Annotated in this window: 24 protein-coding genes; 14 read left to right on the forward strand and 10 right to left on the reverse strand. The window is 52.3% G+C overall.

The annotated features are described in order from the left end of the window. Positions 1-4: 4 nt before the first annotated feature. Complete coding sequence (locus CLC93_RS05605; RefSeq protein ID WP_095504953.1) at positions 5-793, reverse strand: cytochrome C assembly family protein; 789 nt, start codon at positions 791-793, stop codon at positions 5-7. A gap of 268 nt (positions 794-1,061) precedes the next feature. Between CLC93_RS05605 and ffh the strand changes: the two genes are divergently transcribed. From ffh to CLC93_RS05650, 9 genes are all read left to right on the forward strand, one after another. Beyond that, on the forward strand, positions 1,062-2,435 hold the full coding sequence (gene ffh, locus CLC93_RS05610; protein WP_095504954.1) for a signal recognition particle protein: 1,374 nt from the start codon (positions 1,062-1,064) through the stop codon (positions 2,433-2,435). A gap of 154 nt (positions 2,436-2,589) precedes the next feature. Continuing rightward, positions 2,590-2,838 carry a 30S ribosomal protein S16 gene (gene rpsP, locus CLC93_RS05615; protein WP_095504955.1) on the forward strand — a complete coding sequence of 83 codons (249 nt, stop codon included), beginning with the start codon at positions 2,590-2,592 and terminating at the stop codon, positions 2,836-2,838. A 22-nt stretch (positions 2,839-2,860) separates the two neighbouring features. Then, complete coding sequence (rimM, locus tag CLC93_RS05620) at positions 2,861-3,388, forward strand: ribosome maturation factor RimM (protein ID WP_095504956.1); 528 nt, start codon at positions 2,861-2,863, stop codon at positions 3,386-3,388. Positions 3,389-3,404: 16 nt separating this feature from the next. Next, positions 3,405-4,163, forward strand: coding sequence for a tRNA (guanosine(37)-N1)-methyltransferase TrmD (gene trmD, locus CLC93_RS05625; protein ID WP_095504957.1), 759 nt, complete (start codon positions 3,405-3,407; stop codon positions 4,161-4,163). 18 nt (positions 4,164-4,181) lie between these two features. After that, positions 4,182-4,529 carry a 50S ribosomal protein L19 gene (gene rplS, locus CLC93_RS05630; RefSeq protein WP_095504958.1) on the forward strand — a complete coding sequence of 116 codons (348 nt, stop codon included), beginning with the start codon at positions 4,182-4,184 and terminating at the stop codon, positions 4,527-4,529. 268 nt (positions 4,530-4,797) lie between these two features. Continuing rightward, a complete protein-coding gene (locus CLC93_RS05635; RefSeq protein ID WP_095504959.1) occupies positions 4,798-5,877 on the forward strand; it encodes a 3-deoxy-7-phosphoheptulonate synthase in 1,080 nt (359 codons plus the stop codon). After that, positions 5,874-7,007, forward strand: a complete 1,134-nt coding sequence (tyrA, locus tag CLC93_RS05640) for a bifunctional chorismate mutase/prephenate dehydrogenase (protein WP_095504960.1) — start codon at positions 5,874-5,876, stop codon at positions 7,005-7,007. Before CLC93_RS05635 ends, tyrA begins: the two co-directional genes overlap by 4 nt. Before the next feature lie 70 nt (positions 7,008-7,077). Continuing rightward, positions 7,078-7,428, forward strand: coding sequence for a hypothetical protein (locus CLC93_RS05645; RefSeq protein ID WP_095504961.1), 351 nt, complete (start codon positions 7,078-7,080; stop codon positions 7,426-7,428). Continuing rightward, entirely contained in the window at positions 7,418-7,777 is a 360-nt protein-coding gene (locus CLC93_RS05650) for a VOC family protein (RefSeq protein ID WP_095504962.1), read from the forward strand. Before CLC93_RS05645 ends, CLC93_RS05650 begins: the two co-directional genes overlap by 11 nt. 51 nt (positions 7,778-7,828) lie before the next feature. On the opposite strand, the gene pheA is transcribed toward CLC93_RS05650, so the two are convergent. Next, on the reverse strand, positions 7,829-9,763 hold the full coding sequence (gene pheA, locus CLC93_RS05655) for a prephenate dehydratase (RefSeq protein ID WP_095504963.1): 1,935 nt from the start codon (positions 9,761-9,763) through the stop codon (positions 7,829-7,831). Positions 9,764-10,006: 243 nt separating this feature from the next. Further along, positions 10,007-10,342: a ribosome hibernation-promoting factor, HPF/YfiA family gene (hpf, locus tag CLC93_RS05660; protein WP_095504964.1), complete on the reverse strand. Its 336-nt coding sequence runs from the start codon at positions 10,340-10,342 to the stop codon at positions 10,007-10,009. A 237-nt stretch (positions 10,343-10,579) separates the two neighbouring features. Between hpf and CLC93_RS05665 the strand changes: the two genes are divergently transcribed. Then, positions 10,580-11,272 (forward strand): cytochrome b/b6 domain-containing protein, encoded by a 693-nt coding sequence (locus tag CLC93_RS05665; protein ID WP_095504965.1) that lies wholly within the window; start codon positions 10,580-10,582, stop codon positions 11,270-11,272. Between the two features lie 97 nt (positions 11,273-11,369). Here CLC93_RS05665 and CLC93_RS05670 read toward each other — a convergent pair whose 3' ends face one another. From CLC93_RS05670 to aceK, 4 genes are all read right to left on the reverse strand, one after another. Beyond that, positions 11,370-11,822 (reverse strand): c-type cytochrome, encoded by a 453-nt coding sequence (locus CLC93_RS05670; RefSeq protein ID WP_095504966.1) that lies wholly within the window; start codon positions 11,820-11,822, stop codon positions 11,370-11,372. A gap of 117 nt (positions 11,823-11,939) precedes the next feature. Beyond that, positions 11,940-12,311, reverse strand: a complete 372-nt coding sequence (locus CLC93_RS05675) for a hypothetical protein (RefSeq protein WP_095504967.1) — start codon at positions 12,309-12,311, stop codon at positions 11,940-11,942. Positions 12,312-12,474: 163 nt separating this feature from the next. Further along, positions 12,475-13,038, reverse strand: coding sequence for a peptidylprolyl isomerase (gene slyD / locus CLC93_RS05680; protein WP_095504968.1), 564 nt, complete (start codon positions 13,036-13,038; stop codon positions 12,475-12,477). A gap of 87 nt (positions 13,039-13,125) precedes the next feature. Continuing rightward, positions 13,126-14,829 (reverse strand): bifunctional isocitrate dehydrogenase kinase/phosphatase, encoded by a 1,704-nt coding sequence (aceK, locus tag CLC93_RS05685; RefSeq protein WP_095504969.1) that lies wholly within the window; start codon positions 14,827-14,829, stop codon positions 13,126-13,128. Between the two features lie 377 nt (positions 14,830-15,206). On the opposite strand from aceK, the gene thrA reads away from it, so the two are divergent. From thrA to thrC, 3 genes are read left to right on the forward strand one after another with little or no spacing between them, the layout of a single operon-like run. Continuing rightward, positions 15,207-17,669: a bifunctional aspartate kinase/homoserine dehydrogenase I gene (gene thrA / locus CLC93_RS05690; protein ID WP_095504970.1), complete on the forward strand. Its 2,463-nt coding sequence runs from the start codon at positions 15,207-15,209 to the stop codon at positions 17,667-17,669. Next, positions 17,666-18,640: a homoserine kinase gene (gene thrB / locus CLC93_RS05695; protein ID WP_095504971.1), complete on the forward strand. Its 975-nt coding sequence runs from the start codon at positions 17,666-17,668 to the stop codon at positions 18,638-18,640. The genes thrA and thrB overlap by 4 nt, the downstream gene beginning before the upstream one ends. After that, a complete protein-coding gene (gene thrC, locus CLC93_RS05700; protein ID WP_095504972.1) occupies positions 18,640-19,923 on the forward strand; it encodes a threonine synthase in 1,284 nt (427 codons plus the stop codon). The genes thrB and thrC overlap by 1 nt, the downstream gene beginning before the upstream one ends. Here the strand turns inward: thrC and ung are convergent. Then, positions 19,920-20,654, reverse strand: coding sequence for a uracil-DNA glycosylase (gene ung / locus CLC93_RS05705; protein WP_095504973.1), 735 nt, complete (start codon positions 20,652-20,654; stop codon positions 19,920-19,922). The genes thrC and ung overlap by 4 nt on opposite strands. Positions 20,655-20,784: 130 nt before the next feature. Here ung and CLC93_RS05710 point away from each other — a divergent pair, with 130 nt between their 5' ends. Then, entirely contained in the window at positions 20,785-21,342 is a 558-nt protein-coding gene (locus CLC93_RS05710) for a hemerythrin domain-containing protein (protein WP_095504974.1), read from the forward strand. An 84-nt stretch (positions 21,343-21,426) separates the two neighbouring features. On the opposite strand, the gene CLC93_RS05715 is transcribed toward CLC93_RS05710, so the two are convergent. After that, entirely contained in the window at positions 21,427-21,612 is a 186-nt protein-coding gene (locus tag CLC93_RS05715) for a DUF3545 family protein (protein ID WP_095504975.1), read from the reverse strand. A 208-nt stretch (positions 21,613-21,820) separates the two neighbouring features. Then, positions 21,821-23,476, reverse strand: a complete 1,656-nt coding sequence (gene pgi, locus CLC93_RS05720) for a glucose-6-phosphate isomerase (protein ID WP_095504976.1) — start codon at positions 23,474-23,476, stop codon at positions 21,821-21,823.

A 23,476-nucleotide genomic window follows, 5' to 3' on the forward strand; every position in this document is an offset into this window, starting at 1 on the left:
TAGCTTATCCTAGAATCATCTCTTTGACGATGCGAGCGCCAAAGTAGGCCAAACTCAGCAGGATGGCACCAATCCAGGTGTAAAGCACCGCGGTGCGAATGCGCACGCCACGGCGGTAGTGTTGGACTAGCAGGTGTGTGTATACCGCCCACGCCAGCATAGAGAGAATGGCCTTGTGGCCTTTGCCCTCGGCAAACATGTCATCGAGGAAAATAAATCCGGTGGCCAAGCTCAGAGTTAGCAAAATCACTCCGGCCATCACCAAGTGATACAACTGCTTTTCTACCGTCATCAATGGCGGCAGCGCTGGACTTAGGATCAGTTGGCGGTTCTTAAGCTTGTTTTGAATGGCGTTCAATTGAACTGCGTATAGCGCGGCAATCATCAGCACGCTATAGGCCAGCAAGCTAAGCACAATGTGAACCGATAGCTCTGGCGCGGTTTCAAAATGGGTGGTGTAGTTGTCGGGAATCAGCATCATTACCGCAATACTGACAATCGACAGGGCGAATACCACAGGCACCATTACCATCACTTTGACGCGATTGAGGATCACTACAAAGCTGGCGCTAATGATGAGGCACACCAGAGAGCCCACATTGATGACAGAAAAGTCCTGACCTTCTACCGCAAACATATGCTGGTATACCAGTAAGGCATGGCAAATCACGGCTGCGGCGCCTAAACCGGCGACTAAAGAGCGATTGGGCCCTTTTTCGTGGGTGAGTCGGCTTGCCACCATAACCAAGGCAACCGCGTAGAAGGCGATTGCGCCAATGGACATCAAAATCATCAAGTTAACCTGCGCTATTTGATTTGTTTGGATTAGACCTAGAGTCAATTCTGCCTAGCATATCATGACCTTGGTGATAAGCCAGATAGGCCAAAGTCAGATTTGACGCCAGTCGGATCACAATCTGATGAAAAACTCGTTAATCCCTGCAAGTCTGCTGTTTTGGCGCACAATTGCGGCTTGAGCACGGTTTGGGATTGGCCCTAACGGCTCGCTCGGCGTATAATGTCGCCTCTTTATAAAAAGGTGACTAGGGCTAGATTCAAGCATGTTTGACAATTTATCCGATCGCTTATCCCAAACGCTGAAAAACATCAGTGGTCGCGGGCGATTAACCGAAGACAACATCAAAGACACCTTGCGCGAAGTGCGCATGGCTCTGCTTGAGGCAGATGTTGCCCTACCTGTGGTTCGCGATTTCGTTAAGAAGGTGAAAGAGCGCGCCCTTGGCCAGGAAGTGGCTAAGAGCTTAAGCCCGGGCCAAGCCTTTATTAAAATCGTGCAAGGTGAGCTTGAAGCCGCCATGGGCGAGCAAAACGAAGCGCTCAATCTTGCGGCACAACCGCCTGCAGTGGTCATGATGGCCGGTTTGCAAGGTGCCGGTAAAACCACCTCGGTGGCTAAGCTAGCCAAGCTGCTAATTGAGCGCGAAAAGAAAAAGGTAATGGTAGTGAGTGCCGACGTGTATCGTCCGGCGGCAATCACTCAGCTAGAAACCCTAGCGAACGACGTCAACGCTATCTTCCATCCATCTAGCGTTAACGATAAGCCTATCGACATAGTTAACGGTGCGATAGACGCGGCCAAGAAGCAATTTGCCGATGTGCTGTTGGTGGATACCGCCGGTCGCCTGGCGGTTGATGAAGCCATGATGGACGAGATCAAGGCGCTTCACGCCGCGGTTGAGCCGGTGGAAACCCTGTTCGTGGTGGATGCCATGACAGGTCAAGACGCGGCCAATACCGCTAAGGCGTTTAACGAAGCGCTGCCACTGACCGGTGTGGTACTGACCAAAATTGACGGTGATGCTCGCGGTGGTGCGGCGCTGTCTATTCGCCACATTACTGGTAAGCCAATTAAGTTCTTGGGCGTGGGTGAGAAAACCGACGCGCTAGAACCTTTCCACCCAGACCGCGTTGCTTCGCGCATCCTTGGCATGGGCGATGTGTTGTCGCTTATCGAAGAGGTAGAGCGCAAGGTCGACAAGAGCAAAGCGCAAGAACTGGCCAAGAAGGTTCAAAAAGGTCAGGGCTTTGACTTAGAAGATTTTCGCGATCAACTGGCTCAAATGCGCAATATGGGCGGCATGATGAGCATGATCGAGAAGCTTCCTGGGGTTGGCCAATTGCCGCCAGATGCACTGGCTCAAGTGCAAGATGGCAAGATGACCAACCAAATGGAAGCTATTATTAACTCCATGACTCCCGGCGAGCGCGCTCGTCCCGACATCATCAAAGGCTCGCGCAAGCGCCGTATCGCGGCGGGCTCGGGCACTCAGTTGCAAGACGTAAACCGCCTGCTGAAGCAGTTTACTCAGATGCAAAAAATGATGAAGAAGATGAAGGGCAAGGGCGGCATGCAGAAGATGATGCGTGGCATGAAAGGCATGATGCCACCGGGCATGCGCTTCCCTGGGCGTTAAGCTCAGCTTCAAATTCCAAAATGCCTGAAGGCTAGTGGTTGCATTTCAGCCGAATTCAGGTAAAATTTTGCGGCTTTCTTTCTGGGACCTATTTGCGAACACGGGTCCCAGTTTTATTTTGCTATTACAGCAAACCATTAGAGGAAATAAACGTATGGTAACCATTCGTTTAGCACGTGGCGGTTCTAAGAAGCGTCCTTTTTATCATGTAGTTGTGGCTGATAGCCGCAATGCTCGTAACGGTCGTTTCATCGAGCGCGTGGGTTTCTTTAACCCTGTTGCTCGTGGTCAAGAAGAAGCTTTGCGTCTTGACCTAGATCGTATCGCGCACTGGGTAGAGACTGGCGCTAGCACGTCAGAGCGCGTTGCCCAGCTAGTTAAGCAAGCTCAAAAAGCTGCTTAATAAAGTAGGTAGGGTTATATCGATGGCAGACCAGGAGATGGTCGTTCTTGGCAAGTTAGGCTCTGTTTACGGAGTCAAAGGCTGGTTAAGAGTCAATAGCTTTACCGACGATGCCGAAGGCATATTTGAATACGCTCCATGGTACCTAAAGGTCCGGGGGCAGTGGCAGCAAGTTGAAATCGCCAATTGGCGTGCTCATAACAAGGGGCCAGTGGTACAACTTAAAGGTACCGATGGTCGCGATGCTGCTCAACAACTGGTGAACTGCGAGATTGGCGTTAGCGCCGATCAGCTGCAAGACCTTCCAGAAGACGAGTTCTACTGGCGAGATCTCATCGGTTGCGAGGTGATTAACGCTAAGGGTTATCACATGGGCAAGGTGGACGATATTCTCGAAACCGGCTCAAATGATGTGCTTAGAGTAAGAGCCAACGCCAAAGATGCCTTTGGTCAAAAAGAAAGATTGATCCCGTTTGTCACTGAACAGTTCATCCTTGAGGTGAATTTGGACAGCCGACAAATAACTGTGGATTGGGAACCGGACTTCTAAGTCTGAGGGGCAAAATATGTGGTTAGGGGTAATTACCCTATTCCCAGATATGTTTAACGCCATATCAGATCACGGAGTTACGGGCCGCGCCATTAAAAATGGCACGCTGACGTTGCAGACCTGGAATCCTCGCGATTTCACCCATGACCGACACAGCACAGTGGACGATAGGCCTTACGGCGGCGGACCTGGCATGTTGATGATGGTGCAACCACTGACCGACGCCATCGAGGCGGCCAAAGCGGCTGCAGGCGATGGGGCTAAGGTGATATATCTGTCGCCACAAGGCCGCCAGCTGAATCAAGCGGGTGTTGCCGAGTTGGCACAGAGCGACAAACTGATTCTGGTGTGCGGTCGCTACGAAGGTGTAGACGAACGCGTTATCCAGACGCTGGTGGACGAAGAGTGGTCTGTTGGCGATTACGTGTTATCCGGTGGCGAGCTGCCAGCGATGACACTAATCGACGCGGTCTCTCGCTTAGTACCGGGAGTTCTCGGTAAAGCGGCATCAGCGGAGCAAGACTCGTTTAGCGATGGCTTGCTGGATTGTCCGCATTACACCCGTCCAGAAGTTCTGGATGGTCGGAAAGTACCAAGCGTGTTGTTGTCTGGCAACCACGAACATATTAGACGCTGGCGTTTGAAACAGTCCTTAGGTAGGACTTGGCTCAGACGTCCAGAATTGTTTAACAACCTAGCTCTGACTGACGAGCAAACCGAACTGTTTGCCGAGTTCGTGGCAGAAATGCGCGAGCAGGAAAAATCGGACAGTTAACCTAGATTGGAGACGAAAATGAGCAATATCATTAAACAGCTCGAAGAAGAGCAAATGAAGCAGGACCTACCAAAATTTGGTCCTGGTGACACCGTTGTAGTTCAAGTACGTGTTACTGAAGGTAACAAGACTCGTCTACAGGCTTTCGAAGGCGTTGTAATCGCAGTTAAGAACCGCGGTCTACACTCAGCTTTCACCGTGCGTAAGATTTCTAATGGCGAAGGTGTTGAGCGCTGCTTCCAGACTCACAGCCCGCTTGTTGAGAAGATCGATGTTAAGCGTCGTGGTCGTGTACGTCGTGCCAAGCTGTACTACTTGCGTAGTCGTTCTGGTAAGTCTGCTCGTATCCGCGAGAAGCTGGGCTAAATCGAGCCTAATCGATAAAAACAAGCTAGTGTTCGCAACGAAAACCCGCCTCTTTGGCGGGTTTTTCGTATAAAGAACGCGGGTTTTCGTAACTGGCGCTTGGGTCCTTTGCAAAGTGAGCGCGGGTTTTTCGTATCTAGCGCACAAGTTCGCCAACCACTTCTGAATTTATTTCACCGTTTCATCCGATACCCTTGAATCTGTGTCCATGGCTAGGCATTCTGGGCGGACGCCCATAAGGGCTGAGTTTTAACTAGTGGTGAAAGACATGCAACAAGACAAAATTAACAATATCCATATTGCCTCTGAGCAAGTGCTAACGACTCCTGCACAGCTCAGTGAAAAATTGCCTTTGTCGGACGCCGCTTATCGATATATACGCTCAGCTCGCAAACAGGTCTCAGATATTGTCCACAAACGCGACTCGCGCATTCTCGCCGTCGTTGGCCCGTGCTCGATTCACGATATTGAATCCGCCAAAGAGTACGCGCTAAAGCTTAAGAAACTGCACGACGAGCTAAGCGACCAGTTCTTTATTCTAATGCGAGTTTACTTTGAAAAGCCGCGTACCACCGTCGGTTGGAAAGGCCTGATCAACGACCCGCACATGGACAACTCCTTTGACGTGGAGTCTGGCCTGCACACTGCCCGCGAGCTACTGATTTGGTTGGCGGAGCTGGAATTGCCGGTAGCCACCGAAGCGCTAGACCCTATCAGCCCTCAGTACCTGTCAGAGCTAGTATCTTGGTCGGCGATTGGTGCTCGTACTACCGAGTCACAAACCCACCGCGAAATGGCCTCGGGTTTGTCGATGCCGGTTGGCTTTAAGAACGGTACCGACGGCAAGCTAGACGTGGCGATTAACGCGCTTCAGTCAGCGGCCAGCTCGCACCGGTTCATGGGTATTAACAAAGCCGGTCAGGTGGCGCTATTGCAAACCGATGGCAACCCTGACGGCCACGTGATTTTGCGCGGTGGCAAGTCGCCAAACTATGACTCGGTCAATGTGGCTCAGTGCGAAGACCAGCTGCACGGCGCCGGTCTCACCGCCCGCTTGGTGGTGGATTGTAGCCATGGCAACTCCAACAAAGACCACAGACTACAGCCGTTAGTGGCGCAAAACGTGATTCACCAGATCCAGGAAGGTAACAAATCGATTATTGGTTTGATGCTTGAGAGCCATTTGTTTGAAGGCAATCAGCCCACCAATGGCGACAACAGCAGCTTGAAATACGGCGTATCGGTGACCGATGCCTGTATTAACTGGCAAAGTACCGAAGACTTGCTGCGCACTTCGGCGGCGGAATTAGCCGGCGTACTTCCAACCCGTTTTGAGGAGTCAGCATGAGCGAAAAAACCAATCAAGACTTAGAGCGCTTACGCGATCAAATCGATGCGGTGGACCAGCAGTTAATTAGCTTACTGCGCCAGCGCTTGGACCTAGTGGCCCAAGTGGGCGCGGTCAAACACCAAGCCGGCTTGCCAATTTACGCACCCCAGCGCGAAGCCAGTATGCTAGCCAAACGCCGCGGTGAGGCGAAAGAGCTGGGGATTGCGCCGCAGTTAGTGGAAGACATTTTGCGCCGTTTAATGCGCGAATCTTACATCAACGAAAAAGATGTGGGCTTTAAGCAAATCAACCCAACCCCTCGTCCTGTGGTGATTGTCGGTGGTCGAGGTCAGCTGGGTGGCTTGTTTAATCAGATGCTGACCCTATCAGGCTATCGGGTTGAGCTTTTAGACCAGCAAGACTGGGATCGCGCCGAAGAGATAGTCAGTGAAGCGCAACTGGTGATTGTGTCTGTGCCGATTGCTGTCACCGAGGAAGTGATAAAGCGTCTGCCTAAGCTGCCAGATGATTGTATTTTGGCGGACCTAACCTCGATTAAACAAAAGCCACTACAGGCCATGTTAGATACTCACAGCGGCCCTGTGGTGGGATTGCACCCAATGTTTGGCCCGGATGTAGGTTCGCTGGCGAAACAGCTAGTGGTGGTGTGTAACGGTCGCGATGCTGACAACTACCAATGGTTGCTTGAGCAAATTAAGATCTGGGGTGCTCGCATTGTTGACGCCCAAGCTAAACAGCACGATGACGCCATGCAATTAGTCCAGGCAATGCGCCACTTCTCGACCTTTGTGTATGGCTACAACCTTTACAAAGAGAACGCTAACCTCGATACCTTGCTGCAATTCAGTTCGCCAATTTACCGTTTGGAGTTGGCCATGGTGGGACGACTGTTTGCCCAAGACGCGAAACTTTACGCCGACATCATTTTTGCTCAAGAGCACAGCCATGATGCGATTGCCGATTATCTTAAGCGCTATCAAGAAGCGCTAACTTTATTGAACTCAGGTGATCGACAAGGCTTCATTGATACGTTTGATGAAGTGGCGCAATGGTTTGGCGACTTTGCCGGTCAGTTCCAAAGAGAGAGTCGCAACATGCTCAAGTCGGCGAATGATTCTCGCCAATAATGACAAAGGGGTGTTGCCTTCTCAGCTTTAGCGCTATGCTTAAACTGTATTGTAATCAAGGAGGTCGCTAGTGAGCTCAGCCAACAACCCTTGTTCGGTGCGCGAAGACACCACCTTGGTGCATCTGATGTATGCGCTGTTTTTGGCATTCCCCCTTTACGGATTACCCGCCGTGTTGGCGATGGTTATCAATCTGACCCAAAGCGCCAGTCGGATCAACTCGCTGACGGCGAGCCACATTCGTTGGCAGCGTCAGTCGGCGATGGTGGCCGCTGCGATTTATGTGGTGAGCCGCTTTGTTGAACCTACCTGGCTCAGCCTGAGTTTGCTGTCATTGTGTGCGGCCTGGTTTGCTTATCGAATTGCCAAAGGTTGGTTGCGCTTAACCGACGGTGCAATGGCGGTTAGCCATGCCAGCTAAGCTCAACTATGTTGAGCTTCCCGCCACGGATATTGAGGCGGTAAAGACCTTTTTTTCCACAGTGTTTGGCTGGCAGTTTGAAGACTTTGGCCCAGATTACACCGCCTTTTCTGCCGCATCGGCTGGGCTAGATGGTGGCTTTTATCGAGCGCCATTAGCTTCCACAACAGCCACTGGTGCTGCGCTTATTGTGTTTTATAGCGACGAGTTGCAAGTCACTTTGGCGCAAGTCCAAGCCGCCGGTGGTGAAGTACTCAAGCCTATTTTTGATTTTCCCGGAGGACGGCGTTTTCACTTTGCCGACCCGGCTGGTAACGAATGGGCGGTATGGGGCGACCCCATTAGCTAACACATCAAAAAGGCACTCGTTGGAGTGCCTTCGTGTTTTTAGTAGGGGCTGTTAGCCGTGCAGTGCTTGCTGTAACTCGCCAAACTCCGCGATATCCAACTGACCGAACTCGCCACTAGGGTGCACGTCTATGAGCACGCCGTCGGCACCCGCTGCCTTTGCGGCAAGGGTTAACGGCTGAATCAAAGCTTTGTCATCGCTGCCAGAGCCCGGTTCGACTAACACAGGCAAATGGCTGCGTGCTTTCACTTCTGCCACCGCGGCCAAGTCGATGGCACTGCGTTGGCCGGTTTCAAGCGTGCGCACGCCGCACTCGCACAAAATCACTTGTTGATTGCCCTGGCTCATGATCAGTTGCGCAGCCTCCAGCCACTCATCAACACTGGCGGTAGGGCCACGGCGTAAAATCACCGGCTTGTGACTGCGGCCTATGGCGTTAAGCAGCGCGTGTTGCTGCATCTGATTGGATTCCAGCAAAAAGGCATCACAACTTAGCGACAACGACTGTACTTGCTGTGGCAATTGGATGGCGCTTAATTGCGCCAGTTGCATGGTCTCAGCAGTGCGCAACAAGGTTTCGCTTTGCTCGTTGGTTAAGTCGCTACCGCCTTTAAGGGCACAGCCGCCGTATTCGGACAAAGCTTTAGCCACCAAGGTAAGTTCGGCCGCTTGCTGCCAAGATTGAGGACCTGCCAAAGTCGCGAACTGCCCATCGCCTAAACGCTGCTGGCCAAGCTCTACCACGCTGGTTTCCGGCTTGTGGCTGCGCAGGCTCAAGCCCGACTTGCTTGGCAGTGCTTGCTGAGCTGGGGTCAGCTGAGCGGCGCTCAGTTGGGTCGGTGCCACATTGTCTTGCGGGTAACAGCCAAGCACTTTAACGAAACGAGTGATGCGAGTGAGTTCGGACAGGGCGTCTTTGAGTTTACGACTGGCCAAGTTGGCCTCCACATCCACGTAGAACATCTCTTCGTTGAGGTTGCCGTGAATCGGACGCGACTCCAACTTACACATATTGATGCCGTGACTCTTGAGCACTAACAGCGCATCCACCAAAGCGCCTGGGCGTTGGCCGGTGGCCATGATAAAGGTGGTTTTGGCCGGTACTTGGGTCGGTACTTCCACTGACTTGGGCGATACCACGATAAAGCGGCTGTGGTTTTGTTGCTGGTTGGCCAGCCCTTTCTCTAGCGCCACTAGCTCATAGCTAGCGCCACCTTCCTCTGAGCCAATCGCAGCCACCCCAGCTTCAGTGCTGTTGGCAACCGCATCCATGGCATCCGCGGTCGAGGCCACATACACAGGTTCAATTTGCGGCTGAGACTTTAAAAAGCGTGAGCATTGGCTGATGGCTTGAGGGTGGCCGTACACCTTGCGCACCTGTTCCAGCGCCTGCCCGGACTTCACCATCAAACAGTGCTTAACCGCGATGCGAATTTCGCCAGAAATAGCTAGATTAGTGTGCTGCAGCAAGTCGTAGACTTCGTTAATGCTGCCACTCGAGGTATTTTCTATGGGCAATAGGCCAAAGTCGGCCTGACCGCTTTCCACCGCGAGAATAATCTCGTCAAAGCTAGCGCAGCCAAGCTGACGAAAATCGGCACCTTGGCGATTGCAAAAGCGCGTTGCTGCTAAATAACTGTACGCGCCCTTACCACCGAGGAAAGCCACATTGTAGGCGGGCTTATCGGTTTCCGGATTGGCGCGCTGGGCAAGAAACGCCTGCTGATTCAGCACCGAATCTTCAATAATGGTTTGAAACACCGAGGTGACATAATGGGCGTCCAAACCTTGCTCGCGGCCTAGGTTGACCAAACGAGTCAACAATTGTTGCTCGCGTTCTACGTCGCGAATGGGTTTTAGAGTCTGCTCCTTGCTCAAGGCCACATTCAGTGTGAGCGAGCGTCGACGAGCCAGCATATCCAGTAGTGACTGATCCAAGTCAGTGATGGCTTGGCGAGTTTCTGAAAGTGGTGGCTGCTTGGCCATGGTTTAATCCTCTCGATAACCAAAAAAGCCCCCTGATGGCAGGAGGCTTTCGAAAATTTTTGAGCAAACTCGAACACCCCTGCTAGCGATTGCTGGCAAAGAAGTCCATAAAAAATAGGTGTCCTCTCAGGGACATAAGTTCGACGTTTGGCATGCAGTTAAAACTACTTGCTGGATAGGCTTGAGTCAAATGAAAAAAACGCACCTAAGGTGCGTTTTGTGACTTGGGGACTCGCGTATAGCTTAAGCGGCGTCGCTGACTTCTTCAGGCTCCTCAAAGATCGGTCGCTGGCGGCGTCCGGCTTCGCTCTTGTGGGTGATCTTATTGATCTGACGCTCTAGCTTTTGTCCCAGTGCATTAATAGCTACGTACAAGTCTTCAGCCTTGGCTTGGGCAAATAGCTGACCATTGCTGATTTGAATTTTGGCCTCGATTTTAAAGGTCTGACGCTCTTGCGTAATAATGACGTGAGGCGAGTTGAGAGGTATGTCGTGTTTGGCCAATTTTTCAAAACGGCTGGCCAGGCGGTCGCGGATAGAGTCGGTGATGTTGAATTGCTTGCTGGTGATCTTAATCATAGGCTACCTCTTCTCTCTAAGTTCAATTCCAGACTATCACTCTGCGTTTAAAAAAGTGTGACTTTCATCAATAATTTATGGGGTTTAAGCCTGTTTGCTGAGACTTTGGGCAGTCGCTCAAAAACTGCTTAAAAGAGGCGTAAATTTGCTTGAAATTCGCTCGAAAGCCACGCACACTGGGTCAGATAAGTGGCCGCTAAAGAGCCGCAGATTGCCCCTTTAGGAGTAGTAGACCAGATGCCCACTTCTTCCTCTTCCCCCTCTATTAATCGCGTCAAAGTCTGGGATTGGCCAGTTCGAATCTTCCATTGGCTGGGTCTGGCCTTAATGGTTGGACTTTGGTGGACGGCCGAGCAAGCGGAAATGGACCTGCATATGATGCTGGGCTATAGCTTTGGTGGCTTGCTAGTTTGGCGAATTCTATGGGGAGTGTTTGGCAGCCAAACCGCGCGTTTTAGCCAGTTCATCCGCTCTCCATTTACTGTACTAAGTTACGCAAAGTCACTTAAAAAGGGACAGGCACCGGCAACGCTTGGGCACAACCCCATGGGCGGCTATATGGTGGCATTGATGCTTAGCCTTATGCTAGCTCAGTTTGGCTCGGGTTTATTTAGCAGCGATGAAGTCTTTACCGAAGGGCCACTGGTGGCATATGCCTCTGCTGATACGGTCAGTACTTTGACCTGGTGGCACAAAACCAATTTCAATTTGTTGCTCGGCTGCGCCGGGTTGCACGTATTGGCTGTGTTGGTGCACAGCCTAAAAGGCGAGCGTATAGTGCCAGCCATGGTACACGGCCACAAACCTGCGCCGGCCCAGCAGTCGCCCTCGTTTCGATTCGTCTCAGGCTGGTGGGCCTTAGGCTTGGGGTTGCTAATTGGCGCACCGGTATACTACTACTTACTGCGGCCCATACTCAGTTACTACTAATTGCATTGCACGAGCAAAAGCAATCCACAAAAAACCGGCTGTTACTTCATAACAAGCCGGTTTTTTGTATCGCCAGAGTTTGTGGCAGGACTAAATCTTAGTCTTTCTTGTAGGTGTCGTGACAACCTTTGCAGTTTTGCGCAACGTTTTTGAAGGCTTGACCTAGAGCGCGCTTGTCGCCTTTTTCAGCACTGACTTTAGCCAGTGCAGCAGCGTCGGTTTGCAAGTCCATTAGACGCTTGTTGAAGTCGTCCATGTTGTCCCAGATTTTTGGCAGCGCGTCGGTTTCACCTTTGTCGGTGCCAGGCTCAAAGCCTTCGGCTGGAATGTGCGACAGAGCGGCTACGTTGGCAGCGCGCTTGGCAAACTTGTCGGCGTCAAATTCCTTTTTGCCTTTCAGCATGTCGCCCATGTCGCCAAAGTTGTGTGCCATCAAAGAGAAGGCTTTTTGGCGGTATTTAACGGCGTGTTCTGGTGAACGAAACTCGCTGGCAATCGCGCTACCGCAGATCAGAGTGGCGATCGCTAGGGTTAGAGCTGACTTTTTCATGTGCATCCTCACATATTTATCGTTATTTGCGAGGCTTATCATACAATTGCTGAAGGCCATCGGCTAGAGCCAATGGCCTTCACAAGTTGTAAAACTCTGTAAACTTTTAAGAAGTGCTTAGGCGGCGCGGTGCGGACTGCGGTGGCGGCGGTAGTTGGCACGGCAGTAAAGCACATAAATCGCCACCAATAACAGGCCTAAAGACGAGGCTTTGGCAAATGCTGGTTGGCTGTACTTCAAGCTAAGACAGGCCACTAATCCGTAAGCAAATGGTGCCAGCTCGTAAAAATACTTAGGTATCTTTCCTTTGCGGCGAAGCTTGATATCGGTGCGGCGATTCTCAGAACGCCATACATAAACCAATCCACCAAATAACACCAACAAACAGGCGATAAAGGTTTGTGCTTGATTTTGGCTTATTGTTATCGCCCCAAGTCCGCCGAACATATAGGCGTATGGCAGCGCTTCATAGATAGGCTTGGCTAACATGTCACTGTCCTTAGTGTGAAAAGGGTATTGTAATTCCTTGTCTTTTTTACCAAGTTGCTAAAAAAATAACCAGTATTTTTTGATTTTTTCTAATTTATGTTCTAGCGAAATGTGAACTGGCACTAAAAAGCCCGCTCAAATGAGCGGGCTTTTGTGGTGGGAATTAGTGGCTTTTACAGCCGCCGCCACCGCAGCACTGGTGATTCGGATCCTCGTGTCCGGCACCGCCACAGCAGCCGCCTTCATTGTCGCAATCGCTGGCTTCTGGGTGCACGTGGCCGTGAGCGATTTCGTCAGCGCTAGCATCGCGTACTTCAACTACTTCCACTTCAAAGCTCAGCGCAACGCCTGCGAGTGGATGGTTGCCATCGACAACCACTTCATTCTCACTGACTTCGACCACTTGAACAGGTCGCTGACCCACATCGGTCTCTGCGATAAAGCGCATACCTGGGATGATGTCTTCAACATTGCCAAACGCTTCGATTGGCACCGACTGGCGCAAGCTTTCTTGGTAATCGCCGTAGGCTTGGTCCGCAGGCACTTCGGCGGTCATGGTGTCGCCAACCTGTTTGCCTTCCAGTTGAACCTCTAGACCTGGGATCATGTTCTCTGCGCCGTGCAAATACTGCATCGGCTCACTGTCAAAAGACGACTCGATCAGTTGGCCTTGGTCGTCGTGTAGACGGTAGTGCAAAGTCACTACCTTGTTTTCGCAAATCTTCATACTGTCTCCCGTAAAATCTGGCGCAATCATACTGGAATCTGGCGAATTTAGACAGCGAGCTGCTCACGAAAGCGACACAATCTAGGCTTAATTTGGCGGAATTCGACACTCGGGCGGGTAGGGATAGACATCCGCCTGCTCACCCTCGGCAATTGCCGCTTGCTGCGCTTGCCAGTAGTCCGCCGACAGTAGGTCTTTGTGGCGTCGTAAAAAAGCCTTGCGCACCTTTGGAATGGTCAGCAAGAAACTGGCAAACTCCTCGGGGAACACGTCGTTAGGAGCCACTGAATACCAAGGCTCAGCGGCCCACTCGTCTTCGGGAAACCGCGGTGGCGGTATTTTGCGAAAGTTACACTCGTCCAGATAACTGACTTCGTCGTAGTCGTAGAAAATCACTCGACCATGCCGGGATATGCCAAAGTTCTTGTAGAGCATGTCGCCGGGAAAAATATTGGCGCTGATCATGTCCTTAAGCGCCTGGCCATAGTCGTCGATGGCGCGATCCAGAGCTTGCGTATCTGCGTGTTCAATGAAGATGTTGAGCGGGGTGAGACGGCGTTCGAGATAGCAGTGATGAATGATCACCGAGTCTTCAATAATTTCCACTTCGCTTGGTGCGGTTTGTCGCAACTCTTCAAGTAACTCAGGATGAAAGCGGGCTTTGGGGAGTTGAAGCTGAGTGAATCTGTGAGTATCCGCCATTCGACCGACGCGGTCATGGCGCTTCACCAAGGCGTACTTGTCGATAACCAACTGTTTGTTAGCGTCTTTTGGTGGCGCGAATTTATCTTTTATGACCTTAAACACCACAGGGTAAGAGGGCAAGGTAAACACTGTCATTACCATCCCTTTAATACCCTCGGCAGCGACTAACTGCTCATCACTGGCATTCATGTGATTAATGAAGTCGCGATAAAGCTCGCTTTTGCCGTGCTTTTGAAAACCAATGGCCGAATAGAGTTCTGCAATCGATTTGTTGGGCATTAGGTTTTTTAGCGCGCCGACTAATTGGGCGGGCTTATCACAGGTCACCATGAAATAAGAGCGGGCAAAACTGAACACCAAAGACAGTGCATCTTCGCCGGTGATGAGCGCGTCGAGTGCTACCTTGTTGTCGCGGTTCACAAAGGCCAGAGCGATGGGCAAGCGTCGGCCGCCGCATTTCAACGCACCGATCAGATAGCCGCCCTTGTTGCGATAAAACCCACTTTTGATCAGCTTAAGTTCGCTGTACTCATCTTCAAGCCCTAGCCTTAACAACTCGTCAGCGGTACTTGATAGGGCTTGTTCAAAATCGCACAGCGACTTGGGCCAACCTTGGCGATAAACAAACTGCCTTAGGTCTCTTTTTAGGTTTGGCCCCACGCCAATTTGCAGATACTGACTGGCGTCGGCAATCGGGCATTGAGGGGGCGCGTCGTTTAGGTACAAGTACTGGCTATTAAAACCCTGATGGCGAAACAGACGCGCAAAAGTAGAGTTGAAAAAGGTCTGCGCTAGCTCGGCTTGGGGATGCTGCTCTAGCAAATGGCTATAGGCGTGTTTGGTGTCGCGCCACAAGTCGGCGACGATAACCGGAGCATCGAGCTTGGTGATCAGATCCGAGGCGGTTTCATCCACAATACGGCTGTACTGGTTGATGCGATCCCGTTGAGCCTGCGCTGTCGCATTCCACTGACCTAAGTAGAATCGAGTCGAAGCCTGACCAGTGATCCGCATGAAGCGGCGAAAGTGCTGCTCAAAACCTATCAGGATACGATAGGCCACTCGATTGGCTTGTGATTGCGACATAGCGACTCCTTTGCTAAGTGCCCAGAGTACCCAAGCCGCTTTCTCTGAGCAAGAGTTGAACAAGCTGTGATCTAACCCAGGTTGAATTTTATTTAAGCGCGGCTTTTAGGCTTGACTTTAGCGAGGCCAAAAGGCCATTCTAAAAATCAATTCGAACCCAGTTGGACACGCGCACTAATGGCTCAAGCAGTAGTTACCATGACCATTATTATTACAACCACCCTGATTACTCAGTTGGTGGCGGCCGCGTATTAATCCAAGTTCGACAAACAAATACCAGCCCGCTTCCATCAAAGGAGCGGGCTTTTTTTTGGCCTGGCGTTGACCGGCAAGTATTAGCGATACACATGCATCAACAAGAGATATAGGAGAGCCTTATGAAGGTGGTGAAATTTGGAGGAACCTCGCTGGCGGGATGGCCGCAGTTTGAGCGAGTGGCAAACATTTTGCGCGATGAGGCGCAGAATACCTCCTTGGCCGTGGTGCTATCTGCCCCTGCCGGCGTGACCAACCATTTGATTAAGGCGTTGCAACTGGCAGAGCAGGGCAGCGACCCGCAGGCGTCATTGGTCGCCGTTGAGCAAACCTTCACCGGAATTGCGCAAGCGGCTGGAGTGGTGCTGACTCAGTCGGCTCGAGAGCGCTTTCAGATAGCGCTGGCGGCGCAAGTGGCTCGCTGGCAACAGTGTCTGCACGGCTGTCAGCTGCTCAAGCAATGTCCGCAGAGCATTTACGCCGAATTTGTTGGTGCCGGTGAGTATTTGTCGGTGGCGCTGATGACCGCCTTACTGCAACAGACCGGCCTATCGGCTCAATCCCTGGACCCGTGCAACGTGCTGCGCGCCGAAGGCGAGCGCTTAGAGGCGGGAGTAGACATTCCTGCTAGCCAACAAGCCCTGTCTCAAGTCCAATGGGCGCAAGCGCGAGTTTGGCTGATGCCCGGCTTTAGCGCCGCCAATAGCGATGGTGAGCGAGTGTTGCTCGGGCGCAATGGCAGTGATTATTCCGCGGCCGCGCTAGCCGCTTGTATTGGGGCTAGCCGCTGCGAGATATGGACCGATGTGGATGGGGTGTTTAACTGTGATCCACGCCTTGTGGAAAACGCCCAGCTAATGCCGCGCTTGAGCTATCAAGAAGCGATGGAGCTGTCTTACTTTGGCGCCAAGGTGCTACATCCAAAAACCATAGCGCCCATCGCTCAGTACCATATTCCCTGTGTGATTAAGAATACCCAAAACCCCAAAGGCGAGGGCTCTTTGGTGTCCGCCAGCGGTGATCCGAGCCAACGGGTTAAGGCTATTTCTCACCTTGAGCAAGTGACCATGGTGGAGGTTTGTGGCCCTGGCCTTAAGGGCATGGTGGGTATGGCCTCTCGAGTGTTTGGCGCCATCTCTCGCGCCGGGATTTCTGTGAGTCTGATTACTCAAAGCTCGAGTGAGTACTCTGTGAGTTTTTGTGTGGCCGATGAGCAAGCAGTTGCCGCCAAACAGGCCTTGTCAGCGGAATTCGAATTGGAGCTGGCCAGCGAACTACTAGAGCCGGTGCGTTTGATGTCCAACTTGGCGATTGTGTCTATCGTCGGCGATGGCATGCGCACTTACAAAGGGGTAGCGGCGCGATTCATTGGAGCCATCTCGCAAGCAGGCGCCAATATTGTTGCCATGGCGCAGGGCTCCTCTGAGCGCTCGATTTCTGTGGTGGTGGGCTCGCATCGAGTCAATGCAGCGGTACAAGCTTGCCATCAGGCCTTCTTTGACCAGCGATTGACCCTAGACGTGATTCTGGTGGGATGCGGTCACGTGGGTGGCGAGTTCTTGCAGCAAATGCAAAAGACCCAAGGGTTATTGCAGCAACAGCAGATCGGCGTGCGCTTGGTGGGGATCGCGAACTCGCGTCAAATGCTGCGTCGTGCCAACGGCATAGCGCCAGCGCAAGCGCTTGAGGTACTCGAGCAGCAAGGAATCACCAGTGATGTGAGTCAGCTGTTGGACTGGGTGCGCGAGCAAACGCTACACAACCCAGTGTTAGTGGATTGTACTAGCAGCGACTCGGTGGCCAGCGCTTACCCGCAATGGTTGGCCGCTGGTGTGCACGTGGTGACCCCAAACAAAAAGTCCAACACTCAATCCATGGCCTTCTATCACGAGCTACGCCAAGCCGCCATGGCGCAGCGCCGCTTGTTCCTCTATGAGACCACTGTGGGTGCTGGCTTGCCTGTCATCGACAACCTCAAAAAACTCTTGGCGGCAGGGGATCAATTGCGCGGTTTCGAAGGTATTCTGTCGGGGTCTTTGAGTTACATTTTTGGCCAGCTACAAGCGGGCATGAGTTTGTCCCAAGCCACCGCCATTGCTCGTGAGAAGTGTTTTACTGAGCCGGATCCGCGCGATGACTTAAGCGGCATGGACGTGGCGCGTAAAGTATTGATTTTGGCTCGGGAAGCTGGGCTTGAGTTGGAACTCGATGACATTGAAGTAGAAGGCGTACTGCCTGCGGACTTTGACGCCAGTGGCTCGGTCGACGAGTTTATGCAGCGCTTGCCAGAGCTCGATGACTGGATGGCGCAGAAAATCTCAGCAGCGGCCAGTGAGGGCAAGGTCCTCAAATACGTCGGGCGTATTGAGGGAGGCCAGTGTCGCGTGTCCATTGAAGCGGTTGGCGCTGAGCATCCGCTCTACAGTGTGGACGAGGGCGAGAATGCGTTGGCGTTTTACTCCAACTATTATCAGCCGCTGCCATTTGTGTTGCGCGGTTATGGCGCTGGGACTCAAGTGACCGCGGCGGGCGTATACGCGGATTTATTGAGAACCTTGAATTGGCAGCGTGAGGTATCGCTATGATCAATCGCGTTACCGCATTTGCGCCTGCCTCCATGGGCAATGTTGGGGTTGGCTTTGACCTACTCGGAGCTGCGCTGGCACCAATCGATGGTTATCAGCTGGGGGATAAAGTCAGCGTTGAGCTGGCATCTGTCGGCTCGCCGCCATTACAACTGGAAGTGAAAGGCGAATGGGCCTCAGCCCTGCCAGGTGCGCCTGAACAAAACATTGTGTGGCAGTGCGCCGAAGCCTTTCTAGCTGCGGGCCTGGAACAGGGATGGCTCAAGCGTGCGCCGGCGTTAAAACTGGTGTTGTACAAACAACTGCCGGTTGGTAGCGGCTTGGGCTCTAGTGCGGCCTCTGTGGTCGCGGCCTTGTACGCGCTCAATGCCCTATTCGACGAGCCGCTGCGTCCGCAAGCCTTGTTGATGCTGATGGGTGAGCTAGAAGGACGGATCAGTGGTGCCGTGCACTACGACAACGTAGCGCCTAGCTACCTAGGTGGTCTGCAACTTATGGTCAGCGACAATGGTCAGGCGGAGTGTCGAGCTCTGCCGGTGTTCAGCGACTGGTATTGGCTGGTGGCCTATTCTGGTGTGAGCTTGTCCACTGCCAAAATGCGTGCCTTGCTCCCCGAGGCTTTCCCACTAAAAGACGTACTGGCCTATGGGCGTAATCTGTCGGCCTTTATTCACGCCAGTCATCAGGGCGATGAGCCTCTTGCCTTAGCGAAAATGCGCGATGTGATAGCCGAACCCTATCGAGCGGACGCCATTCCTGGGTTTGTTGACGCTCGCGCGGGTTTGACTGAGCTTGGGGTACCGGTGTGCGGAATCTCAGGCAGCGGACCGACCTTGTTCGCGGTTTGCCAATCCCTCGAGCAAGCCCAAGCTGGACTTGAGTACTTAAACCAAAATTATCTGCAATCTTCACAGGGCTTTGCCCATATTTGCCGCCTTGATGAGCGCGGCTGTCGTCTCGAGGTATGTTAATGGAACTCTTTAATCTAAGCGCGCCTGAAGAGGTAGTGAACTTTAAAACTGCTCTAGTTAAAGGTCTCGGCCGCAATCGCGGTTTGTACATGCCAGCAAAGGTGCCTGAGTTGGACGATGTAGAGTCCTTGCTGTCGCTTGGGTTTGTTGAGCGCAGCCAGAAAATCCTTGGTGCCTGGTTGGCAGACGAGTTGGGTCAGGAGCGTGTTGACCAACTGGTGAGCAAGGCGTTTGGCTTTGAGCTGCCGCTGATTAAGGTGGATGAGCAACGCCATTGTCTAGAGTTATTCCACGGGCCGACGCTTGCGTTTAAAGACTTTGGCGCACGCTTCATGGCGCAGTGCTTGTCCGCGCTGAATCCGGACCAGAAAATTACCATTCTTACCGCTACCTCTGGCGATACCGGTGCTGCGGTTGCCGACGCCTTTTATGGCTTAGACAATGTTGAAGTGGTAATTCTCTATCCCGACGGGCGTATCTCAGAGCTGCAGCGCCGCTTGTTCACTACTCTAGGTGGCAATATTCACACGCTGGCGGTGGATGGCGATTTTGACCAATGCCAGGATTTGGTCAAGCAAGCCTTTGAAGATAGCCAGCTACGCCAAGCGGTCAACCTGAATTCGGCCAACTCGATTAACATCAGTCGCTTGCTGGCGCAGGTGTGCTACTACTTTGAAGTGCTAGCGCAAGTGGAGCCGTCCCAGCGCGATTCCGTAGTGGTATCCGTGCCTAGCGGTAACTTTGGCAACCTGACGGCAGGTCTATTGGCAAAGGCCATGGGTTTGCCGGTAGCTAAATTCATTGCAGCCACCAACGCCAACGACACTGTGCCGCGTTTTTGGAATCAGGGTGAGTGGCAGGTCAATCCCACTCAATCCACCGAATCCAATGCCATGGACGTATCCGACCCAAGTAATTGGCCCAGAGCTGAATTTCTATTGCGCGAGCACTTGAGTCAGGAGCTAGTTGAAGCGGTGGCGGTGAGTGAGGATGAGACTCAAGCGAGTTTGCAGCAATTACATCAGCAAGGCTATGTCAGTGAGCCCCACGCGGCGGTAGCAGCTCATGCCTTGGCGAATAAGTTACAACCCAATCAACTTGGGGTGTTCTTGGGTACGGCCCACCCGGCCAAGTTCCAAAGCAGTGTTGAGCGCAGCTTGAATATCCAACTGGAATTACCGGCGGCACTCGCGGCTGTGGCCGATAAAACCTGTCTGGCCCAATCCTTGGCACCAGACTATCAAGCACTGCGCCAGTGGATGTTGGCACAGCTCAAAGGTTAAATCAGGCTGTACTGGCTGGGCTCGGGCAACCACTCGATTGGGGCTTGGTCTTGAGCTTTCAACCAGTCGTTGGTCTGAGTGAAGCAGTTGCTGCCTAAAAACGCCGGCGCCTCTTTGGAGGGGCGCCTGGCGCCAAGCGGACTAGGATGAGTGGTAGCGATCACCTTGTGCTTGCTTTGGTCTATGTCCTTACACAATTTCTGCGCAAACGCCCCCCAAGCTAAGAACACTATCCCGTCTCTCTCTTGATTAAGGTATTCAAGGGTCGCCTGAGTAAACGCCAACCATCCCAGCTTTAAATGGCTGCCCGCTTGCGCTTCTGCCACGGTTAAGCTGGCGTTGAGCAAGAACACCCCTTGCTCGGCCCAGTGGCTGAGATCGCCGTGAGCGGGTCGCTCGCCACCAAACTCGGCTTCCAGCTGCTTGTATATGTTGTTTAACGACGGTGGCACTTTTACCCCTTGTGGCACGCTAAAGGACAAGCCCATGGCTTGGCCTGGATGCATGTATGGGTCTTGGCCAATGATCACCACCTTTACCTTTGCCAACTTGGTCAAAGCGAATGCGTTAAGCCACAGCGGTGGCGGCGGCAAAATATTCTCGCCTTGCAGGTGGCGCTCTTCTAGCGCGCTCAGTAGACGTTGAAAAGGCTGGCTTTGCCATTGGGATTCGAGAAACTCGTTCCAGTCGTTGTTGGGAATATGTTGGCGGGCAAGCTGGCTAAGCGGCATGGGCTGATCTCGCAAAATTGAAGAGTAAACACGGCCGAAAACTGATCTGAATCAAGTTTGGGCTAACTATTCGGCGGTGCAGAACCGGCATCAACTATAGTGGCTAATACGAACGAAAAAGGAGAACCTTATGCTGACACGATTACGCCAAGATCACCACAACATCGGCATGTTGCTGGGCGTGTTGGAAGACAAAGCGTACAAGTTGAAGCGCAATCAGAAGGTCAACTTTTCGCTCATTAGCGACATTATTGAATACATGCAGCAGTACACGGATCGCTGTCACCACCCGGTGGAAGATACTCTGTATGGTCATTATTGCCAGCAGTTCGGCAATCAGGAAGATTTAGAGCGGCTGACGGTTGAGCATGAGCGTTTAGCTCAAGCCAACGAAATGCTATCTCACTCTATCACTATGGTATTGAGTGACTTGATGGTGCCGATGCCTCAATTGATTGAGGAAATTGAGCGCTATGTGACTCTACAGCAGGCTCACCTGCAGTACGAAGAGCAACATATCTTCCCGCAAATTGAGCAAAAGTTTGTCGAATCTGATTGGCGCAAAGTCGAAACTGAACTCACGCCCCTGTTCATTCAAGATCCACTGTTCTCGGAAGAGGGTGCCGCAGAGTTTCGCGCGTTAAAGCAATACATAAACGACGAGACCTATGCAGAAGTCGCGCCTTAGTTGCTAGGCCTTAACACTCAGCACGCAGACACAAAAAAAGCGCCTAACAGGCGCTTTTTGTATACTCGGCAAGGAGTCGAAGAGTTATAAGCCTAAACTTTCTAGGTCGTATGCCAGACCTGGCTCAAGCTCTTGTAATTCTTTCATTAGGCGATGCTTTTCCTTAAGCAATTCAATCTCCCGGAACTTGCGTTTCTTGTTTGAGCTGCGCGAGCGTGTTGGCTTTTCAACCACTTCCCCAATAGCGTTACCAAAATCCAAACGATCCATGGCGGCCTCCTGTGCCTTTCTTAGTGTTATGACTTGTTAATATCACAGCCTAAAAAGCGCATGCAACCATTTTGTTAAGTCTGTGTTAAATATTTATGCAAAAAACAGGACTAATTGATCGTTTAAAATTTGGCCTAACTGCTTGTCACAAAAAGAAATGCCGGCATAGCTGCCGGCATTAAATGAACAAAATTCGTTTGCTTATTTTTTAACCAAGTGTTTGAGGCTTGGCTTGGCGAAAGCTATTCACTAGGTACTCGGTAGAAGCGTCTAGTTCGACTTCTGCGTGAGTGTCGCGAATCGCACTTAACACAGAGTTGCCCAATTGCTTACCTAGCTCCACGCCCCATTGGTCAAAGGAGTTGAGTTCCCACACTACCCCTTGAACAAAGGTTCTGTGCTCGTACAGGGCGATTAGCGCGCCTAGGGTGTACGGAGTCACCCGCTCCATCAGAATCGTATTTGACGGTTTGTTACCCGGCATGACCTTGTGCTTAGCCAATAAGCTAAGCTGCTCTGGCGAGTGCTGGCTACCTGCTAGTTCCGCTTGTGCTTCAGCAAGGGTTTTACCTTGCATCAGCGCCTGAGTTTGACCAAAGCAGTTGGACGCCAGCATATCGTGGTGCTCACCGATAGGATTGTGGCTCTTAAGCGGCATGATAAAGTCCGCAGGGATCACTCGAGTGCCTTGGTGCAGCAGTTGGTGATAGGCGTGCTGACCATTGGTGCCTTCGCCCCCCCAAATTACAGGCCCAGTGTGGTAATCCACAAGCTCGCCGCTGCGAGTGACGTTTTTACCGTTGCTCTCCATGTCGAGTTGCTGCAGATAGCCAGGCAGCGCGCGCAGGTAATGGTCGTAGCTCAGAATCACGTGGGCGTGCGAGTCGAAGAAGTTGGCGTACCAAACCCCCAGCATGGCCATCAGCACTGGCATGTTTTGCTCAATCGGAGCTTCCATGAAGTGAGTGTCCATGGCTTCAGCACCTTTGAGTATCTCTTCAAAGCGCTCAAAACCAATCAGCAGTGCAATTGGCATCCCAATCGCTGACCACATGGAGTAGCGACCGCCAACCCAATCCCACATTGGGAACAGGTTATTCTCGTCAATACCGAACTCAGTGGCGGCTTTGATGTTTGAGGTCACGGCAACAAAGTGCTTGGCTACGTCTTGCTTACCAGCGCCAGACTCGTAGAACCAAGCGCGCGCACTAAGTGTGTTAGCCAGCGTCTCTTGAGTACCAAAGGACTTAGAGCTGGTGACAAACAAGGTGGTCTCAGGGTCTAAGCCTTTTAGCTTATCGGCAATGGCAGTGCCATCGACGTTAGCCACATAGTGCACTGACAAGCTTTCGTGCCAATAGGGCTTAAGCGACTCGGACGCCATTTTAGGGCCCAAGAATGAACCACCAATACCTATGCTAACCACGTCGGTGATGGCTTTTCCGGTATAACCGTGCCACTGGCCCGCGCGAACTTGCTCGACAAAGTCGCGCATTTTCTCAAGTGAAGCTTGAACCGCTTCAATCTTGTCAGCTTGTGGCTGCCAGGCCGAGTCGCTTGGGTTAGCGCGCAACGCAGTGTGTAACACTGCGCGCTGCTCGGTGTTGTTAATGGTCTCGCCGCTGAACATGGCCACGCGCAGCTTATTCAGGCCCTGTTGTTTGGCCAAATCCATCAGCAAAGACAGGGTTTCGTCGTTGGCGCGGTTTTTGGAGTAGTCCAAGGTCAAGCCAGCGGCGCTTAGGCGCATGCGCTCGGCGCGCTGTGGGTCGGCTTTAAACCAATCGCGCATGTGTTGTGGCGCGATGGACTTTTGATGTTGCTCTAGGGCGGCCCAAGCCGCCGATTGGGTAAGTTGCGACAT

This window comes from Paraferrimonas sedimenticola (assembly GCF_002282855.1).
Classification (GTDB): domain Bacteria; phylum Pseudomonadota; class Gammaproteobacteria; order Enterobacterales; family Shewanellaceae; genus Paraferrimonas; species Paraferrimonas sedimenticola.

Coding starts and splice junctions, on each gene's coding strand:
- CLC93_RS05605 (WP_095504953.1), bottom strand. CDS start 793: ATGATTTTGATGTCCATTGGCGCAATCGCCTTCTACGCGGTTGCCTTG.
- ffh (WP_095504954.1), top strand. CDS start 1,062: ATGTTTGACAATTTATCCGATCGCTTATCCCAAACGCTGAAAAACATC.
- rpsP (WP_095504955.1), top strand. CDS start 2,590: ATGGTAACCATTCGTTTAGCACGTGGCGGTTCTAAGAAGCGTCCTTTT.
- rimM (WP_095504956.1), top strand. CDS start 2,861: ATGGCAGACCAGGAGATGGTCGTTCTTGGCAAGTTAGGCTCTGTTTAC.
- trmD (WP_095504957.1), top strand. CDS start 3,405: ATGTGGTTAGGGGTAATTACCCTATTCCCAGATATGTTTAACGCCATA.
- rplS (WP_095504958.1), top strand. CDS start 4,182: ATGAGCAATATCATTAAACAGCTCGAAGAAGAGCAAATGAAGCAGGAC.
- CLC93_RS05635 (WP_095504959.1), top strand. CDS start 4,798: ATGCAACAAGACAAAATTAACAATATCCATATTGCCTCTGAGCAAGTG.
- tyrA (WP_095504960.1), top strand. CDS start 5,874: ATGAGCGAAAAAACCAATCAAGACTTAGAGCGCTTACGCGATCAAATC.
- CLC93_RS05650 (WP_095504962.1), top strand. CDS start 7,418: ATGCCAGCTAAGCTCAACTATGTTGAGCTTCCCGCCACGGATATTGAG.
- pheA (WP_095504963.1), bottom strand. CDS start 9,763: ATGGCCAAGCAGCCACCACTTTCAGAAACTCGCCAAGCCATCACTGAC.
- hpf (WP_095504964.1), bottom strand. CDS start 10,342: ATGATTAAGATCACCAGCAAGCAATTCAACATCACCGACTCTATCCGC.
- CLC93_RS05665 (WP_095504965.1), top strand. CDS start 10,580: ATGCCCACTTCTTCCTCTTCCCCCTCTATTAATCGCGTCAAAGTCTGG.
- CLC93_RS05670 (WP_095504966.1), bottom strand. CDS start 11,822: ATGAAAAAGTCAGCTCTAACCCTAGCGATCGCCACTCTGATCTGCGGT.
- CLC93_RS05675 (WP_095504967.1), bottom strand. CDS start 12,311: ATGTTAGCCAAGCCTATCTATGAAGCGCTGCCATACGCCTATATGTTC.
- slyD (WP_095504968.1), bottom strand. CDS start 13,038: ATGAAGATTTGCGAAAACAAGGTAGTGACTTTGCACTACCGTCTACAC.
- aceK (WP_095504969.1), bottom strand. CDS start 14,829: ATGTCGCAATCACAAGCCAATCGAGTGGCCTATCGTATCCTGATAGGT.
- thrA (WP_095504970.1), top strand. CDS start 15,207: ATGAAGGTGGTGAAATTTGGAGGAACCTCGCTGGCGGGATGGCCGCAG.
- thrB (WP_095504971.1), top strand. CDS start 17,666: ATGATCAATCGCGTTACCGCATTTGCGCCTGCCTCCATGGGCAATGTT.
- thrC (WP_095504972.1), top strand. CDS start 18,640: ATGGAACTCTTTAATCTAAGCGCGCCTGAAGAGGTAGTGAACTTTAAA.
- ung (WP_095504973.1), bottom strand. CDS start 20,654: ATGCCGCTTAGCCAGCTTGCCCGCCAACATATTCCCAACAACGACTGG.
- CLC93_RS05710 (WP_095504974.1), top strand. CDS start 20,785: ATGCTGACACGATTACGCCAAGATCACCACAACATCGGCATGTTGCTG.
- CLC93_RS05715 (WP_095504975.1), bottom strand. CDS start 21,612: ATGGATCGTTTGGATTTTGGTAACGCTATTGGGGAAGTGGTTGAAAAG.
- pgi (WP_095504976.1), bottom strand. CDS start 23,476: ATGTCGCAACTTACCCAATCGGCGGCTTGGGCCGCCCTAGAGCAACAT.